At 60.4% G+C, this 18,273-nt stretch carries 14 protein-coding genes; 5 read left to right on the forward strand and 9 right to left on the reverse strand.

Going from position 1 to position 18,273, the window contains the following annotated elements; translation table 11 throughout:
* Positions 1-223: 223 nt before the first annotated feature.
* The 6 genes from cysG to BBG20_RS22980 are packed head-to-tail and all read right to left on the reverse strand — an operon-like array spanning position 224 to position 7,726.
* On the reverse strand, positions 224-1,618 hold the full coding sequence (gene cysG / locus BBG20_RS22955; RefSeq protein WP_065907487.1) for a siroheme synthase CysG: 1,395 nt from the start codon (positions 1,616-1,618) through the stop codon (positions 224-226).
* Positions 1,619-2,899 carry a serine--tRNA ligase gene (serS, locus tag BBG20_RS22960; protein ID WP_065907488.1) on the reverse strand — a complete coding sequence of 427 codons (1,281 nt, stop codon included), beginning with the start codon at positions 2,897-2,899 and terminating at the stop codon, positions 1,619-1,621. It lies immediately after the preceding gene.
* Between the two features lie 16 nt (positions 2,900-2,915).
* On the reverse strand, positions 2,916-3,290 hold the full coding sequence (gene crcB, locus BBG20_RS22965) for a fluoride efflux transporter CrcB (RefSeq protein ID WP_065907493.1): 375 nt from the start codon (positions 3,288-3,290) through the stop codon (positions 2,916-2,918).
* Entirely contained in the window at positions 3,290-4,612 is a 1,323-nt protein-coding gene (locus BBG20_RS22970; RefSeq protein ID WP_065907495.1) for a replication-associated recombination protein A, read from the reverse strand. Before BBG20_RS22970 ends, crcB begins: the two co-directional genes overlap by 1 nt.
* Before the next feature lie 27 nt (positions 4,613-4,639).
* Complete coding sequence (gene lolA, locus BBG20_RS22975) at positions 4,640-5,263, reverse strand: outer membrane lipoprotein chaperone LolA (RefSeq protein WP_065907498.1); 624 nt, start codon at positions 5,261-5,263, stop codon at positions 4,640-4,642.
* Between the two features lie 54 nt (positions 5,264-5,317).
* Positions 5,318-7,726: a DNA translocase FtsK gene (locus BBG20_RS22980; RefSeq protein WP_065907501.1), complete on the reverse strand. Its 2,409-nt coding sequence runs from the start codon at positions 7,724-7,726 to the stop codon at positions 5,318-5,320.
* Positions 7,727-8,222: 496 nt separating this feature from the next.
* Here BBG20_RS22980 and aat point away from each other — a divergent pair, with 496 nt between their 5' ends.
* From aat to infA, 3 genes are all read left to right on the forward strand, one after another.
* Entirely contained in the window at positions 8,223-8,903 is a 681-nt protein-coding gene (aat, locus tag BBG20_RS22985; RefSeq protein ID WP_065907502.1) for a leucyl/phenylalanyl-tRNA--protein transferase, read from the forward strand.
* Between the two features lie 55 nt (positions 8,904-8,958).
* Positions 8,959-9,666 carry an arginyltransferase gene (locus tag BBG20_RS22990; RefSeq protein ID WP_065907503.1) on the forward strand — a complete coding sequence of 236 codons (708 nt, stop codon included), beginning with the start codon at positions 8,959-8,961 and terminating at the stop codon, positions 9,664-9,666.
* A gap of 100 nt (positions 9,667-9,766) precedes the next feature.
* Entirely contained in the window at positions 9,767-9,985 is a 219-nt protein-coding gene (gene infA, locus BBG20_RS22995) for a translation initiation factor IF-1 (RefSeq protein WP_002553999.1), read from the forward strand.
* A 1,039-nt stretch (positions 9,986-11,024) separates the two neighbouring features.
* Here the strand turns inward: infA and clpA are convergent.
* Positions 11,025-13,295 carry an ATP-dependent Clp protease ATP-binding subunit ClpA gene (clpA, locus tag BBG20_RS23000; RefSeq protein ID WP_065907505.1) on the reverse strand — a complete coding sequence of 757 codons (2,271 nt, stop codon included), beginning with the start codon at positions 13,293-13,295 and terminating at the stop codon, positions 11,025-11,027.
* 29 nt (positions 13,296-13,324) lie between these two features.
* Positions 13,325-13,693: an ATP-dependent Clp protease adapter ClpS gene (clpS, locus tag BBG20_RS23005; protein ID WP_010567912.1), complete on the reverse strand. Its 369-nt coding sequence runs from the start codon at positions 13,691-13,693 to the stop codon at positions 13,325-13,327.
* 225 nt (positions 13,694-13,918) lie between these two features.
* Between clpS and cspD the strand changes: the two genes are divergently transcribed.
* Positions 13,919-14,176, forward strand: coding sequence for a cold shock domain-containing protein CspD (gene cspD / locus BBG20_RS23010; protein WP_168167071.1), 258 nt, complete (start codon positions 13,919-13,921; stop codon positions 14,174-14,176).
* An 81-nt stretch (positions 14,177-14,257) separates the two neighbouring features.
* On the opposite strand, the gene icd is transcribed toward cspD, so the two are convergent.
* Positions 14,258-15,514 carry an NADP-dependent isocitrate dehydrogenase gene (gene icd / locus BBG20_RS23015; protein ID WP_065907535.1) on the reverse strand — a complete coding sequence of 419 codons (1,257 nt, stop codon included), beginning with the start codon at positions 15,512-15,514 and terminating at the stop codon, positions 14,258-14,260.
* A gap of 493 nt (positions 15,515-16,007) precedes the next feature.
* On the opposite strand from icd, the gene BBG20_RS23020 reads away from it, so the two are divergent.
* The gene (locus BBG20_RS23020) at positions 16,008-18,233 is read left to right on the forward strand and encodes an NADP-dependent isocitrate dehydrogenase (RefSeq protein WP_065907507.1); all 2,226 of its coding nucleotides are present in this window, start codon (positions 16,008-16,010) and stop codon (positions 18,231-18,233) included.
* Positions 18,234-18,273 lie beyond the last annotated feature (40 nt).

The raw sequence follows: 18,273 nt of genomic DNA on the forward strand, positions 1-18,273 counted from the left end.
ATCCCACTGGCCTCAGGAATCTCCACTGACCTCAGGAATCCCCACTGACCTCAGGAATCTCCACTGACCTCAGGAGTCTCACTGACCTCAGGAATCTCCACTGGCCTCAGGAATCTCCACTGCCCTCAGTAATCTCCACTGCCCACAAAAATCTCACTGGCCTCAGAAAGCCCACCGGCCACAACAACTGCGCAGCCTCAACAAGCCCGGCAATCACACAGGCCTAAACCTGCGACTGCGCGCCCTCAAACCACTTCAGCTTCTCGCGCAACACCACCACTTCACCGACGATTACCAGTGTCGGTGCATGCACTTCATGCTCCGCCACCATGCGCGGCAAGTCCGCCAGGGTGCCGGTGAATACGCGCTGGTTGGAGGTGGTGCCCTGCTGGATCAATGCAGCGGGGGTGTCCGCCGCGCGGCCATGCTTGATCAGTTGTTCGCAGATGATCGGCAAGCCAATCAAGCCCATATAGAACACCAGGGTCTGCGACGGTCCCACCAGGTCATGCCAGGGCAGGTCCGAGGTGCCGTCCTTCAGGTGCCCGGTGATAAACCGCACCGACTGCGCATAGTCACGGTGAGTCAGCGGAATTCCGGCATACGCCGCGCATCCGCTCGCCGCCGTGATGCCAGGCACCACCTGGAACGGAATGCCATGGGCCGCCAGTTCCTCGATCTCTTCGCCACCCCGGCCAAAGATGAACGGGTCGCCACCCTTGAGCCGCAATACACGTTTGCCCTGCTTGGCCAGGTCCACCAGTTGCTGGTTGATCTGGTCCTGCGGGACCGCGTGATCGGCGCGACGCTTGCCGACATAAATACGCTCGGCATCGCGGCGGCACAGTTCGAGAATCGCCGGGGCCACCAGGCGGTCGTACAGCACCACGTCGGCCTGCTGCATCAGGCGCAAGGCGCGGAAGGTCAACAGGTCCGGATCACCCGGCCCTGCCCCCACCAGGTACACCTCGCCCGGTGCATACGGCGGCGCGCCGTTGACCTTTTCGATCAGCAGGCGCTCGGCCTCGTCACCCTGCCCGGCCAATTGACGGTCGGCAATCGGGCCCTGGAACACTTCTTCCCAGAACGCACGGCGTTGTTGCACATCCGGGTACAGGCCTTTGACCTGGGCGCGAAAACGCGCCGCGAGCCCGGCCAGTTGCCCGTAGGTGGACGGAATCCAGGTTTCCAGCTTGGCCCGGATCAAGCGTGCCAGCACCGGCGCATCGCCGCCGCTGGACACCGCGATCACCAACGGTGAACGGTCGACAATCGCCGGGAAGATCACGCTGCACAAGGCCGGCGCATCCACCACATTGACCGGCACGCAACGACGCTTGGCATCGCTGGACACTTGCGCGTTCAGCGGCTCGTCATCGGTGGCGGCGATAATCAGGGTGCAGTCGTCGAGATCGGCCTCCTGATAACCGCGCAAAATCAATTCCCCGCCACTGCCCAGCACCAAAACACGCAGCTGGTCTTCGATCTGGGGAGCAACCACCCGCAGCACTGCACCGGCGTCGGCCAGCAGTCGGGATTTGCGCAAGGCAATCTCCCCGCCACCGACGACCAACACACGGCTGCCGCGCAGGTTATGAAACAGCGGCAGAAACTCCATTTAGCGGATGACCTCGACGCCCGCCATGTACGGCTTGAGCACTTCCGGCACACGGATCGAGCCGTCAGCCTGCTGGTAGTTTTCCAGCACGGCCACCAACGTACGGCCTACCGCCAGGCCCGAACCGTTGAGGGTGTGGACCAGTTCCGGCTTGCCGGTTTCCGGGTTGCGGAAGCGCGCCTGCATGCGACGGGCCTGGAAATCGCCACAGTTGGAGCACGACGAAATCTCGCGGTATTTGTCCTGGCTCGGCACCCACACTTCGAGGTCGTAGGTCTTCACGGCACTGAAACCCATGTCGCCGGTGCACAGCGCCAGCACGCGGTACGGCAGCTCCAGCAGTTGCAGGACGCGTTCGGCGTTGGCGGTCAGGCCTTCCAGGGCTTCCATGGAAGTCGACGGCTCGACCACCTGCACCATCTCGACCTTGTCGAACTGGTGTTGGCGGATCATGCCGCGGGTGTCACGGCCCGATGCACCCGCCTCACTGCGGAAGCACGGGCTGTGGGCGACAAACTTGATCGGCAGTTGCTTGGCGTCGAGGATCTCGCCGGCGACGATGTTGGTCAGCGACACTTCGGCGGTCGGGATCAGGTACAGATCGGCTTCGCCATCGCGGCTGATCTTGAACAGGTCTTCCTCGAACTTCGGCAACTGGCTGGTGCCCATCAGCGCCGGTGCCTGCACCAGGTACGGGGTGTAGGCCTCTTCGTAGCCGTGCTCGCCGGTGTGCAGGTTGATCATGAACTGCGCCAGGGCGCGGTGCATGCGTGCGATCGGGCCGCGCAGCAAGGCAAAGCGCGCGCCGGACATCTTCGCGGCGGTTTCGAAATCCAGGCCGCCGGTCAGTTCGCCCAGGGCGACGTGGTCCTTGATCTCGAAATCAAAAGTCGTCGGCGTGCCCCAGCGGCGCACTTCGACGTTGCCGTCTTCGTCTTCGCCGACCGGTACGGACTCATGGGGAATGTTGGGAATGCCCAGCAGGATCGAATCCAGCTCGGACTGAATCTTTTCCAGCTCGACTTTACCGTCGGACAGCTCGGTGCCCATGCGCTCGACATCCGCCATCAGCGGCGCGATGTCTTCGCCGCGCTGCTTGGCCTGACCGATGGATTTGGAACGCGCATTACGCTCAGCCTGCAGTGCTTCGGTGCGGGTCTGGACGGTCTTGCGCTGTTCTTCCAGCGCTTCGATGCGCGCAACATCCAAGGCAAAGCCACGGGATGCCAGGCGGTCCGCTACGTCCTGAAGGTTGCTACGTAACAGTTTGGAATCGAGCATGTCGGTCTCTCGTTTATCAAAGTTTGGTCAAGGACAGGCCGGCCCAGGTGGCGAGCAGCCCGCCGAACACGCTGATGCCCAGGTACCCGAAGGCGACCAGGGCCTGCCCGCTTTCCAGCAGTCGCAGCGTGTCCAGTGAAAAGGATGAAAAGGTCGTCAGACCGCCTACAAAGCCGACAATCAAGCCGGCGCGAATTTCAATCGGCACTTCCGGGCGCAACAGGAACCAGCCGTACAACAACCCGATGATCAAACAGCCCACCAGGTTGACCGCCAGGGTCGCCGCATAAAAATGCTTGGGCCAGTTAGCGCTGACCCAGTTACCGGTGGCGAAACGCAATAATGTACCAGCGATGCCGGCTGCGGACACGGCAAGAATCGTCTTGAGCACTACTTTCTCCGCTGTTTAGGGCTGAGGCGATCGAGTTGGGCCAGGTGATTGAGCTTTTCGCCGATCTTCAGCTCCAGGCCACGCGGCACCGGCTGATAGAGCGGCAGCGGCTCAAGCTCATCGGGGAAATAGTCTTCACCGGCCGCGTAGGCATCCGGCTCATCGTGGGCATAGCGGTATTCGTCGCCGTAGCCCAGTTGTTTCATCAACTTGGTGGGCGCGTTGCGCAGGTGCAACGGCACTTCGAGGGAGCCGTACTCGGCAGCGGCGCGCAGCGCGGACTTGAAGCCCATGTACACCGCGTTGCTCTTGGGCGCACAGGCCAGGTAGGTAATGGCCTGGGCCACGGCCAATTCGCCTTCGGGGCTGCCGAGGCGCTCCTGCACGTCCCACGCGGCCAGGCACAGACTCAAGGCGCGCGGGTCGGCGTTACCGATGTCTTCGCTGGCCATGCGCACCACGCGGCGGGCCAGGTACAGCGGGTCGCAGCCGCCGTCGATCATCCGCGCAAACCAGTACAACGCGCCGTCCGGGTTGGAACCGCGCACGGATTTATGCAGCGCCGATATCTGATCGTAGAAAGCTTCACCGCCCTTGTCGAAGCGCCGACGCGTATCGCCGAGCAGGCTTTGCAGGAGATCGACGCCGATTTCGCTGCCGTCTTCGGCCAGGTCGGAGGCGTTTTCCAGCAAGTTGAGAAAGCGCCGGCCATCGCCATCAGCGGCAGTCAGCAAAATCTTGAAGCCTTCGTCGCTGACGCTCAGTTGGCGCTTGCCCAGGCCCTTGTCTTCGTTCAACGCGCGGTGCAGCAGCTTTTGCATCGCCGCTTCATCCAGACTCTTGAGCACATAGACTCGCGCCCGCGACAGCAAGGCGTTGTTGAGTTCGAACGAAGGGTTTTCGGTGGTGGCGCCGATAAAGATCAGCGTGCCGTCTTCGACATAGGGCAAGAACGCATCTTGCTGCGACTTGTTGAAGCGGTGCACTTCATCGACAAACAGGATGGTGCGCTTGCCGTATTGCCCAGCCTGCTGCTTGGCGACCTCGACCGCCTGGCGGATCTCCTTGACCCCGGCCAGTACCGCCGAGACCGTTTCGAAGTGCGCATCCGAGACTTTTGCCAGCAGCCGCGCCAGGGTGGTCTTGCCCACGCCCGGCGGCCCCCAGAAAATCATCGAGTGCAGCGCACCCTGCTCCAGGGCTTCGCGCAAAGGCTTGCCGCGAGCGAGCAGGTGTTCCTGCCCGACATACTCATCCAGGTTGGTCGAGCGCAAGCGCGCGGCCAGTGGCTGAGCAATCGGGTCACTTCGAAACAGGTCCATGGGCAGCGTTTGAAACCTCTTGGCAGATTATTCCTGGATCACGTCGGCACCCTTGGGGATGTCGAACTTGAACTTGGACGCCGGCACCGGCTCATTGGCCTTGACCCCGGAGAACAGGATATCGGTGCGCTGGCCGACGCTGTCGACCAGGCGCATGTTGTTGATCACGCCATTGCCAAACGACAGGGACAGCGTGTCAAACAGCGTGTCCTTGGATTTTGGCTTGAGGGTGAACTCGATCACATTGCTGGTTTGCTTGGAGGTGATGTCGAAACTCTCGTTGATTTTCGACACATCACCCGACAGCAGCAGCGCTGGCGTCTGGTTCAGGCGCGGGTCGAGCTTCTTGATGGTCGCCTGCTCCAGGTCCGGGTCCCACAGCGTGACTTTCTGGCCGTCGGAGACGATGGTCTGCTCCGCCTTGCCTTCGGTGTGCCAGTAGAACAGCCCAGGGCGCTGCACGGCCATTTCGCCGGCGGTTTCCTGCAACTGGGTGCCGCCCGCGTCCAGGGTCAGCTGGGAGAAGCGCGCGGTCAGGGTCTTGGATTTGTCCAGCAGGTTGGTCAGGCTGGCCACGGAGGCCGGGTCGGCGTGCGCCGAAACAGCAGTCAGGGCCAGTGCCGGCAACAACAGCATGCGGATAAGACGCATGGGAGTCCTCATTGAGTCGTTAGGGCGTGCCGCGTGCTGCCACGCGGCACGTGATCAGTCGCGCATCTGCCCGGGGGCGATGACTTCGCGCGAGCCGTTGGTGTTCATTGCGGTCACGACGCCAGCCATTTCCATGGCTTCGATCATGCGCGCGGCGCGGTTGTAGCCGATTTTCAGCTTGCGCTGCACCGCGGAAATCGAGGCGCGGCGACTTTCCAGCACAAACGCGACGGCCTCGTCGTACAGCGCGTCAGTCTCGGCATCGTCGTCGCCACCGCTGCTGCCGCCGTCGAAGCCGCTGCCGGCTTCCTCGACGCCCGCGAGGATGTCGTCGTTGTATTCCGGAGCGCCACGCAGTTTCCAGGCTTCCACCACGCGGTGCACTTCGTCATCGGAAACAAAAGCGCCGTGCACCCGAATCGGCAAGCTGGTGCCCGGCGGCATGTAGAGCATGTCACCGTGGCCGAGCAGCTGCTCGGCGCCACCCTGGTCGATGATGGTCCGCGAGTCGATCTTGCTCGACACCTGGAACGCCATCCGCGTCGGAATGTTGGCCTTGATCAAGCCGGTGATCACATCCACCGACGGACGCTGGGTCGCGAGGATCAAGTGAATACCCGCCGCCCGCGCCTTCTGGGCGATACGCGCGATCAGTTCTTCGACCTTCTTGCCGACGATCATCATCATGTCGGCGAATTCGTCGACCACCACCACGATGGTCGGCAGCTTGCTCAGCAGCGGCGCTTCGTCGTGGATGCTCTCGCGCTTGTACAGCGGGTCGGTCAGCGGCGTGCCAGCGTCCTGGGCTTCCTTGACCTTGGCATTGAAGCCCGACAGGTTGCGCACGCCCATCTTCGCCATCAGCTTGTAGCGACGCTCCATCTCGGCCACGCTCCAGCGCAGGGCGTTGGCGGCGTCCTTCATGTCGGTGACGACCGGGCACAGCAGGTGCGGAATGCCTTCGTAGATCGACAGTTCGAGCATCTTCGGGTCGATCATGATCAGCTTGGCATCTTCCGGGCCGGACTTGAACAGGATCGACAGGATCATCGCGTTCACACCCACCGACTTACCCGAACCGGTCGTACCGGCAACCAGCAAGTGCGGCATTTTCGCCAGGTCGGTAATCACCGGCTTGCCGCCGATGTCATGACCCAGGGCCAGGGTGACCGGCGATTTGAAGTTGTCGTATTCCGGCGTCGAGAGTACTTCGGAGAAGCGCACGATCTGGCGGTCCTCGTTGGGAATCTCGATACCTACGGTGGTCTTGCCGGGAATCACTTCGACCACGCGCACGCTGGTCACGGCCAGGGAGCGCGCCAGGTCTTTGGCCAGGTTGGCGATACGGCTGACCTTGACGCCTGCCGCCGGCTGGATTTCGTAACGGGTAATCACCGGGCCGGGGTGGATCGAGTCCACCGACACTTCGACGCCGAACTCCTTGAGCTTGATTTCCAGCAGGTGGCCGACAGCCGCCAGTGACTCGGGGGAATAGTTGAGTTGCTTCTTTTCGGCCGGATCGAGGATCGAGATCGGCGGCAAGGTGCCTTCGACGGCGCTGTCGACAAACAACGGCGCCTGTTTCTCTTTCTGCACGCGATGGCTTGGCTCGGCGGGCTTGGGCGGTGCCGGAGCGATCACCGGCGGCACCTGCTTCTCGCGGTCCGACATGTGCTTGCTCAGGGCCTGCTCGCGCTCGATCAGGCGCTCCTTGACCTTGGCCTGCTCACGGCGGTCCGGCGTACTCGGGGCGACCACCTCGTTGACGCGGGTATCGACCTCACGCAACTGGGCGACCATGCGCTTGCGCTCGACCCGGGCCGCCCACCAACGGTTGGCAGCGCCCTGGAACAGCTCCAGCAGGTCGAGGGTGATCTTGCCGGTCACGTCCATCACCTTGAACCACGACAGGTCGGTGAACACGGTGAGGCCGAACAGGAACAGCGCGATGAACATCAAGGTGCTGCCCTGGATATTCAGGGTCCTGCGCGCCAGGTCGCCAAGGCTTTCGCCCAGCGCCCCGCCCGCGCCCGCCGGCAGGCCGGTAGGCGCATGAAAGTGGATATGCGCCAGCGCCGCGCCGGACAACACCAGGAACACCAGGCCGATCAGGCGCCAGGAAAACAGCCAGCCGCTCCACTGCCACGGCTCATGCCGCTGGCGGAAGATCTGCCAGGTCTTGATCGCCAGCAGCAAGGGGAAGATATACGCGAAGTAACCGAGCACCATGAACAGGATATCGGCGCTGTAGGAGCCGGCAGGTCCACCGAAGTTCTGCACGTCTTCGATCTTGCTGTTGTGGCTCCAGCCCGGATCGTCCTTGCCATAGGTGAGCAAGGCCATCATCAGGAACAGGCACAGCGCGCCGATAGCGATCAGCGCACCTTCCTTGAGTCGGTAGTGCAGGTGCTGGCGCCAGGCCGGCACGACTGCTGCTTTGGGTGTTGCGGCGGATTTCTTCAAAACGGGTCTTTTCCTGCGCCTTTAGCGCGTCCATCTGTTGAATAACTGTAAATACTGCCCAATCCGAGCAGCTGAAAAATGAACGAACGTCGTTGAATCTACTTTTAACACTGGGCGATTGCTGGATGAAATGGCGATAACGCCACAATCGCCGCATTGTACGGGTTTGTGCCCCTGATGCCACACCACTTGGCGCTCTTCAAGCAGCATAGCCAATTGTGTGTCACAAGATGTTCAATTTGAGCATGCATTGTCTTTGCTGACAAAGGCTTATGAGCTGTTTTTACCAATCCAGGCAAGCTTGGCAAATGGCCTGCATCGGCCAGACCCGATTACGACCACGCCTCAGGCACAGAGTTGCAGAAACACGCGCTCACGCTAATGCGCGCCGATGGCCGATTCGGGCTGGCCCCACAGCGCTGTGTCGACAATAATCACGCTCTCGGTGCAGGCGACATTCCTGCCACTCCCCTCCCCTTCCGTAAGCCTGGATGCCATGCTGACCTGGTTACAACGCGACACCCTGACATTTCCGCCACTGGCTAAAGCCATGCGCGAACCCAATGGCCTGCTCGCCGCCGGCGGTGACCTGTCGGCCGAACGCCTGGTCCAGGCCTATCGCCACGGTTGCTTCCCGTGGTTCTCCGAGGGCCAGCCGATCCTCTGGTGGTCGCCCGACCCGCGCACGGTGATCTTCCCCGACGAACTGCACGTCTCGCGCAGCCTGGGCAAATTGTTGCGCCAGCAGCGCTACAGCGTGACATTCGACCAGGATTTCGCCGCCGTCATCCAGGCCTGCGCCGCGCCGCGCGCCTACGCCGATGGCACCTGGATCACCGAGGGCATCCAGAGCGCCTACCTCGAGTTGCACACGCGCGGCTACGCGCACTCGGTGGAGGTATGGGACGACGGTGAACTGGTAGGCGGCCTGTATGGCCTGGCGATGGGCCAATTGTTCTTCGGCGAATCCATGTTCAGTCGCGCCGACAACGCCTCGAAATTCGGCTTTGCCACACTGACTCGGCAACTGCAGGCCTGGGGATTTGTGCTGATCGACTGCCAGATGCCCAACGATCACCTGCACAGCCTGGGCGCCCGCGCCATCCCTCGCAGCGAATTCGCGGGCCTGCTGCGCGACCATCTGGATCAACCCAACACTGGACCGTGGGTTTCCTAGGCGACTTGCGCGCACCTGGCTTACACTTATTTCAAAGCTTACCCGAGGGTTGATCATGACCGAGTTGGCGCGTTTGAAGTTTTATGCCACTCAACCCCACTCTTGCAGCTATCTGCCCGACGAGCAGGCCACCACGCTGTTCCTCGATCCCAGCCAGCCAATGGACGTGCATGTGTATGCCGATCTCTCGGAAATGGGCTTTCGGCGCAGCGGCGACCACCTGTACCGGCCCCATTGCCAGAACTGCAATGCCTGCGTCCCGGCGCGCATCCCTGTGGCGCAGTTTGTACCGGACCGCAACCAGAAACGCATCCTCAAGCGCAACGCCGACCTGACGGTGACCTCGGCCAAGCCGAGGTTCAGCGAAGAATATTTCGACCTTTACCAGCGCTACATCGAGCAACGCCATGCTGACGGCGACATGTTCCCGCCCAGCCGCGATCAGTTTTCCACCTTTCTGGTGCGTGAGCTGCCGTTCTCGCGATTCTACGAGTTTCGCCTCGACGGTCGCCTGGTGGCCGTCGCCGTGACCGATTTGCTGCCTAACGGCCTGTCGGCGGTCTACACCTTCTACGAACCAGCCGAAGAACGCCGCAGCCTGGGGCGTTTCGCGATCCTCTGGCAAATTGGCGAAGCCATGCGCCTGGAACTCGAGGCGGTGTACCTCGGATACTGGATCAAGAACTGCAAAAAGATGAACTACAAGACCCAATATCGGCCTATTGAACTGCTGATTAATCAAAGATGGGTCACGCTTAACTAGAACCCCTTGGCTTAAACACCCTTTTTCGGGCACAATGCACGCCGCTTTTGCCTGGCGCAGTTGCACCGGGCCATTCACTGGATACCGAGGGCTTTACTGCATGTCGAAAGAAGACAGCTTCGAAATGGAAGGCACTGTCGTCGACACCCTGCCCAACACCATGTTTCGTGTGGAGTTGGAAAATGGGCACGTCGTAACCGCGCATATCTCCGGCAAGATGCGCAAGAACTACATTCGTATTCTTACCGGTGACAAAGTGCGCGTCGAGCTGACGCCCTATGACTTGAGCAAAGGGCGCATCACTTACCGCGCTCGTTAAGCAAGTCAATACAAAACGCCCGGTTATGCCGGGCGTTTTTGTGTGCGCGCTATTTATCCAGGGCTGCAGGACTCATGTGGGAGCGGGCTTGCCCGCGAAGGCGATCCGTCAGTTGGCGCATTCGGCGACTGACCCACCGCTTTCGCAGGCAAGCCAGCTCCCATATTTGATCTGTGTACACCCGGGATCTCAGGCACCACCCCAACCTCCTGTGGGAGCGGGCTTGCTCGCGAAGGCGATCCGTCAGTTGATGCATTCGCTGGCTGACCCACCGCTTTCGCAGGCAAGCCAGCTCCCACATTTGACTTGCATACACCCGGGGTCTCAGGCCATACCCCAATTCCCTGTGGGAGCGGGCTTGCTCGCGAAGGCGGTGTGTCAGTTAATGCTTTCGGCGACTGATCCACCGCTTTCGCAGGCAAGCCAGCTCCCACATTTGATCTGTGTACACCCGGGGTCTCAGGCCCCACCCCAATCCCCTGTGGGAGCGGGCTCGCGAAGGCGATCCGTCAGTTGATGCATTCGGTGGCTGGCCCACCGCCTTCGCAGGCAAGCCAGCTCCCACATTTGATCTGTGTACACCCAGAGCCTAAACCTAACCCAAATCCCCTGTGGGAGCGGGCTTGCCCGCGAAGGCGATCCGTCAGTTGATGCATTCGCTGGCTGACCCACCGCTTTCGCAGGCAAGCCAGCTCCCACATTTGATCTGCGTACACCCGGGATCTCAGGCCCCACCCCAATCCCCTGTGGGAGCGGGCTTGCTCGCGAAGGCGATCCGTCAGTTGATGCATTCGCTGGCTGATCCACCGCTTTCGCAGGCAAGCCAGCTCCCACATTTGATCTGCGTATACCCGGGGCCTAGACCTAAACCCAATCCCCTGTGGGAGCGGGCTTGCCCGCGAAGGCGATCCGTCAGTTGATGCATTCGCTGGCTGACCCACCGCTTTCGCAGGCAAGCCAGCCCCCACATTTGATCTCCACCAACATCAAGACAGCAAAAAGGCGCCTTTCGGCGCCTTTGCTTTATTGCAGTCAACGATCAGGCCATTTCCGCCGTGGTTTCGAAGTCGAAGGTCAGCTCGCCATCCTTCAGGTCGATATGCACCACGCCGCCATGGTCGGACAGTTCGCCGAACAGGATCTCTTCGGCCAATGGCCGCTTGATCTTGTCCTGGATCAGACGCGCCATCGGGCGAGCGCCCATTGCCGCGTCGTAACCACCTTCGGCCAGCCAGTTGCGCGCCGCGTCCGTCACGTCCAGCTGCACGCGCTTGTCTTCCAACTGCGCCTGAAGCTCGGTGAGGAACTTGTCCACCACGCTCTTGATAACCTCATGGCTGAGGCGACCAAACTGGATAATGGTGTCCAAGCGGTTGCGGAACTCCGGCGTAAAGCTCTTCTTGATCACTTCCATGGCATCGGAAGAGTGATCCTGATGACTGAAGCCGATCGAAGCCCGCGCGGCCGTTTCAGCACCGGCGTTGGTGGTCATGATCACGATCACGTTGCGGAAATCCGCCTTGCGCCCGTTGTTGTCGGTCAGGGTGCCGTGGTCCATCACCTGCAGCAGCAGGTTGAAGACTTCCGGGTGCGCCTTCTCGATTTCATCGAGCAGCAATACGCAATGCGGCTGCTTGGTGATCGCTTCGGTCAACAGGCCGCCCTGGTCGAACCCGACATAGCCCGGAGGCGCACCGATCAGGCGCGACACAGTGTGACGCTCCATGTATTCGGACATGTCGAAACGCACCAGCTCAATGCCCATGGCCTTGGCCAACTGCCGTGCCGCCTCGGTCTTGCCGACGCCGGTAGGACCAGCGAACAGGAACGAACCCACAGGCTTGTCCGGCGACTTGAGGCCCGCACGCGACAACTTGATCGCGGTGGACAGCGAGTCGATGGCCGCATCCTGGCCGAACACGGTCAGCTTGAGGTCACGCTCCAGATTACGCAGCAGTTCCTTGTCGGAACTGGTGACGTGTTTTGGCGGAATCCGCGCGATCTTCGCCACGATGTCCTCGACCTGAGGTACGTCGATGCGTTTCACACGCTTCTCGACCGGCTGCAGGCGCTGATAGGCACCCGCCTCGTCGATCACGTCGATGGCCTTGTCCGGCATGTGCCGGTCATTGATGTAGCGCGACGCCAGTTCAGCGGCCGAACGCAGGGCTTCATCGGTGTACTCGATGCCATGGTGCGCTTCGAAACGCCCCTTGAGCCCGCGCAGGATGCCAATGGTGTCTTCAACCGAAGGCTCGGACACGTCGACTTTCTGGAAGCGACGCGCCAAGGCGCGGTCTTTCTCGAAAATGCCGCGGAATTCCTGGAACGTGGTCGAACCGATGCAGCGGATATCACCCGACGACAGCAGCGGCTTGAGCAGGTTCGAGGCGTCCATTACCCCACCGGATGCCGCACCGGCACCAATGATGGTGTGGATTTCATCAATGAACAGGATCGCCTGCGGACGTTTCTTCAGCTCACCGAGCAACGCCTTGAAGCGCTTCTCGAAATCGCCACGGTACTTGGTCCCGGCGAGCAAGGCGCCCAGGTCAAGGGAGTAGACGACACTGTTGGCCAGCAGGTCAGGCACCTGATTGTCGACGATACGCTTGGCCAGGCCCTCGGCAATCGCGGTTTTACCCACGCCTGCCTCACCCACCAGCAACGGGTTGTTCTTGCGACGACGCGCGAGGATCTGCGCTACACGCTCGACCTCAAGCTCACGCCCCACCAGCGGATCGATCCGCCCCTGGCGCGCCAGCTCATTGAGGTTACTGGCATAGGCATCCAGTGGATTGCCCGAAGAAGAAGACTCACCGCCCTCGTCGTCCTGCATATCCTGTTCACCCTCGGAATGATCGCCGTGCCCAGGCACCTTGGAGATACCGTGGGCGATGTAGTTGACGACATCAATACGGGCAACGCTCTGCTGCTTGAGCAGGAACACTGCCTGGCTTTCCTGCTCGCTGAAAATTGCCACCAGCACGTTGGCGCCTGTGACTTCACGCTTACCGGAGCTCTGTACGTGGAAAACAGCACGCTGCAATACCCGCTGGAAGCCCAGGGTTGGCTGGGTCTCGCGGTCCTCGTCATGCACGGGGATCAGTGGCGTGGTGGAGTCGATAAACTCCTGCAGGTCATGCTTGAGTTTGTCGAGATTGGCGCCGCACGCACGTAGAACGGTGGCGGCAGCTTCGTTATCCAAAAGTGCCAGCAGCAGGTGCTCGACGGTCATGAATTCATGACGCTTCGAACGGGCCTCCTTGAAGGCAAGATTGAGGGTGACTTCGAGCTCGCGGTTTAACATAGCTTCACCTCATACCCAAGTGGTCGGCGTTAACCGTCCTTCTCGATTTCACAGAGTAGCGGATGCTGGCTTTCCCTGGCGTACTGGTTGACCTGCATGGCCTTTGTCTCGGCGATGTCGCGGGTAAACACTCCACATACTGCCCGTCCTTCTGTGTGAACGGCCAGCATTACCTTGGTCGCCAACTCGCGGTTCAGGTTAAAAAACACCTCGAGTACTTCGACCACGAAATCCATCGGTGTGTAGTCATCATTGAACAAAACCACCTTGTACATCGGCGGCGCCTGTAAAGCAGGCTTGGCCTCCTGAACAGCAATGCCTGCAGAACCGTCGTCATCGTGTTCGTGATCCGGTCGATCCTGATTGAATGTTAGTCGAATCTGGCTGATTGCATGCATGGAAAGAAAGGTTCGTCAGTGGTTCAAATACAGTGGTGGGGGCGACCTGTCAGAATTTCAACTGCTGACCGGCCAGTCGCCTTGACTATCGGCAAAACGGTGTTACAACCAATAGAACCCACAGTGGGTAAAAAAGGTCCGCGCAGTCAACCTTATTTATTCGGGTTAGGACGGATAAACTGGATGATACTCCAGTGATGGAGTCTGGTGCAGAGGGATATGGGCATGGCAAGTGGTAAGGTCAAGTGGTTCAACAATGCCAAAGGCTACGGTTTCGTCGTAGAGGACGGTAAGTCCGAGGATCTCTTTGCGCATTTTTCAGCGATCAAGATGGATGGGTACAAGACGCTGAAAGCGGGCCAACCTGTAAGTTTCGAAATCATTCAAGGACCGAAAGGGTTGCATGCCGTGGAAATCGTCGCCATGGCACCTGTAACCCCCGCGGGGTCGACCGCTCATAACGAAAAGAAGCAAACGGCCTGATCCGCCGTCGAGCGCGCAAACGCAATAAAAAACCGGCCACCCCAGCAAGATTGGGACGGCCGGTTTTTTTATGCCTGCGCCTTACATATGCGAAATCAGCGCATCACCAAAGCCCGACGACGACACCAACTTCGCGCCGTCCATCAGGCGCTCGAAGTCATAGGTCACGGTCTTGGCCGAAATCGCGCCATTGGTGCCCTTGATAATCAGGTCAGCCGCCTCGGTCCAGCCCATGTGGCGCAACATCATCTCCGCCGACAGGATCAATGAACCCGGATTGACCTGGTCCTTGCCCGCATACTTGGGCGCGGTGCCGTGGGTCGCCTCGAACATGGCCACGGTGTCGGACAGGTTGGCCCCCGGCGCAATGCCGATACCGCCCACCTCTGCCGCCAGCGCGTCGGACAGGTAGTCACCGTTCAGGTTGAGTGTCGCAATCACGTCATATTCGGCCGGACGCAGCAGGATCTGCTGGAGCATGGCGTCGGCAATCGCATCCTTGACCACCACATTCTTGCCGGTTTTCGGGTTCTTGAACTGCATCCATGGACCGCCATCGAGCAGGGTTGCACCGAATTCCTGCGCCGCCACTTCGTAGGCCCATTCCTTGAAGGCCCCCTCGGTGAACTTCATGATGTTGCCTTTGTGCACGATGGTCAGCGAATCGCGGTCGTTATCCACTACATATTGCAGGGCTTTACGCGCCAGGCGCTGGGTCCCCTCTTTGGAGACCGGCTTGACGCCGATGCCGCAATCCTGGTCGAAACGGATCTTGGTCACGCCCATTTCTTCCTTGAGGAACTTGATCACCTTGATCGCTTCGGGCGAGCCGGCTTTCCACTCGATCCCGGCGTAGATGTCTTCGGAGTTCTCACGGAAGATGGTCATGTCCACATCGCCTGGCTTCTTGACCGGGCTCGGCACGCCTTCGAACCAGCGCACCGGGCGCAGGCACACATACAAATCGAGTTGTTGGCGCAGGGCCACGTTCAGCGAACGGATGCCGCCACCGACCGGGGTGGTCAGCGGGCCCTTGATGGACACCACGTAATCCTTGACCGCATCCAGGGTTTCCTGGGGCAGCCAGGTGTCCTGGTCGTAGACTTGAGTAGCTTTCTCGCCGGCGTACACCTCCATCCAGGAGATCTTGCGCTTGCCGCCGTAGGCCTTTTCAACAGCTGCGTCGACCACCTTGATCATCACCGGGCTGATGTCGACGCCAATACCGTCACCTTCGATATAAGGGATGATCGGTTGGTCAGGAACATTGAGAGAATGGTCTGCATTGACGGTGATTTTGTCGCCGACTGCCGGAACCTGAATCTGCTTGTATCCCATGCTGAACTCCATCTATGGATTGAACATCTGGCTGCGTTCGAGCCTACTCCAGATAAATGGCGACTGAAACCTCACGCCATGCTCATTTGCATCGAAAACAGCATAAATTGTCGCCTACAAGCCTGAAAGCAAAGGCAAAATCGCCAATCTTGAGCACTGCATGCGACCTTGGTAGCACGTTGGGCCCTGCGACCTTTAGACCAATGGACGACACACCTTTTGTATGAAGGCTCGGCGTAAGCATAGCGACCTATGTATAATGCCGCCGCTGACCAAAGAGTCACGACGGCGGACCGCTCTAGAACACAGCCTTCCGCTACAAAGCAGGACTAATACAATAGTCCACCCGCTTGACGCTCGACTGATGCAAACCAACATCACCGCGAAGAAACCTCGACATTTCGCTCATGGATGACTTTGAACGAACGCGCTCCACCCGGCGCATCTCGAGTTTCTGCGCACGCTTTCAGCAAAGAAGAGAGTTAATCCGAATATGCCCACCCGCTCGAAGATCATCTACACCTTCACCGACGAAGCCCCAGCCCTCGCCACCTATTCACTGCTGCCTATCGTAGAGGCCTTCACCGCTTCCGCTGATATTGCCGTGGAAACCCGCGACATCTCCCTCGCCGGGCGCATCCTCGCAAGCTTCCCTGAGCAACTGGGTACCAAGGCCATCCCGGACCACCTCGCCGAACTGGGCGACCTGGCCGTTACGCCTGAAGCCAACATCATCAAGCTGCCTAACATCAGTGCCTCGACGCCTCAGCTGCAGGCTGCGATCAAGGAACTGCAGGCCCAGGGCTACGCCCTGCCGGACTACCCTGAAACCGTAACCACCGACGCGGAAAAAGAAACCCGTGCACGTTACGACAAGGTCAAGGGCAGCGCCGTGAACCCGGTCCTGCGCGAAGGCAACTCCGACCGCCGCGCCCCGCTGTCGGTCAAGAACTACGCGCGCAAGCACCCGCACAAGATGGGCGCCTGGGCTGCCGACTCCAAGTCCCACGTGGCTCACATGAGCAGCGGCGACTTCTACGGCAGCGAAAAAGCCGTTCAGATCGAAGCCGCCGATGCTGTCAAAATCGAGCTGATCGCCAAGGACGGTACCGCGACCGTCCTCAAGGAAAAGACTTCCGTACAGGCTGGCGAGATCATCGACAGCGCCGTACTGAGCAAGAACGCCCTGCGCAGCTTCATCGCCGCTGAAATCGAAGACGCCAAGAAGCAAGGCGTGCTGCTCTCGGTTCACCTGAAAGCCACCATGATGAAGGTCTCCGACCCGATCATGTTCGGCCAGATCGTTGCCGAGTTCTACAAAGACGCGCTGGCCAAGCACGCCACCGTGCTGGAGCAGATCGGCTTCAACCTGAACAACGGCATCGGCGACCTGTACGCTCGCATCAAGGCCCTGCCGGCCGACCAGCAAGCACAGATCGAAGCTGACATCCAGGCGGTCTACGCCGCTCGCCCTTCCCTGGCGATGGTCAACTCCGACAAAGGCATCACCAACCTGCACGTGCCGAGCGACGTCATCGTCGACGCCTCGATGCCAGCCATGATCCGTGACTCCGGCAAGATGTGGGGCACCGACGGCCAGCTGCACGACACCAAGGCCGTGATCCCGGATCGCTGCTACGCCACCATCTACCAAGCGGTCATCGAAGACTGCAAGGCCAATGGCGCTTTCGACCCAACCACCATGGGCAGCGTGCCAAACGTTGGCCTGATGGCGAAGAAAGCCGAAGAGTACGGCTCCCACGACAAGACCTTCCAGATCAAGGCTGACGGCGTCGTCCGCGTCACCGACAGCAAGGGCAACCTGCTGATGGAACAGAACGTCGAGGCCGGCGACATCTTCCGCATGTGCCAGACCAAAGACGCGCCGATCCAGGATTGGGTCAAACTGGCCGTCAACCGTGCCCGCGCCAGCAACACCCCAGCCATTTTCTGGCTGGACCCGAAGCGCGCGCACGACGGCGTCGTGGTCGAGAAAGTTCAGGCCTACCTGAAAGACCACAACACCGAAGGCCTGGACATCCGCATCATGTCGCCGGTCGACGCGATGAAGTTCACCCTGGAGCGCACCCGTAAGGGCCTGGACACCATCTCGGTGACCGGTAACGTACTGCGTGACTACCTGACCGACCTGTTCCCGATCATGGAACTGGGCACCAGCGCCAAGATGCTCTCGATCGTGCCGCTGATGAACGGTGGCGGCCTGTTCGAAACCGGCGCCGGCGGTTCGGCTCCCAAGCACGTGCAGCAGCTGCTGGAAGAAAACTTCCTGCGCTGGGACTCCCTGGGCGAATTCCTGGCCCTGGCCGCTTCCCTGGAACACCTGGGCGTCACGTACAACAACCCGAAAGCCCTGGTGCTGTCGAAAACCCTGGACCAGGCGACTGGCCAGTTCCTCGACAACAACAAGTCGCCATCGCGCAAAGTCGGCAACATCGACAACCGCGGCAGCCACTTCTACCTGGCGCTGTACTGGGCTCAAGCCCTGGCCGCCCAGACCGAAGACACTGCACTGCAAGCGCAGTTCGGCGAACTGGCCAAGACCCTGGCCGCGAACGAAGCAACCATCGTTGCCGAGCTCAACGCCGTGCAGGGCAAGCCAGTGGACATCGGCGGCTACTACGCGCCGAACCCTGAGCTGACCAGCAAGGCCATGCGTCCAAGCAACACCCTCAATGCGGCGATTGCTGCACTGGTGTGATGCGCTGATGTGACGATGCTTGATTGATCGTCACACCACA

The organism is Pseudomonas aylmerensis (assembly GCF_001702265.1).
GTDB classification, from domain to species: Bacteria; Pseudomonadota; Gammaproteobacteria; order Pseudomonadales; family Pseudomonadaceae; genus Aquipseudomonas; species Aquipseudomonas aylmerensis.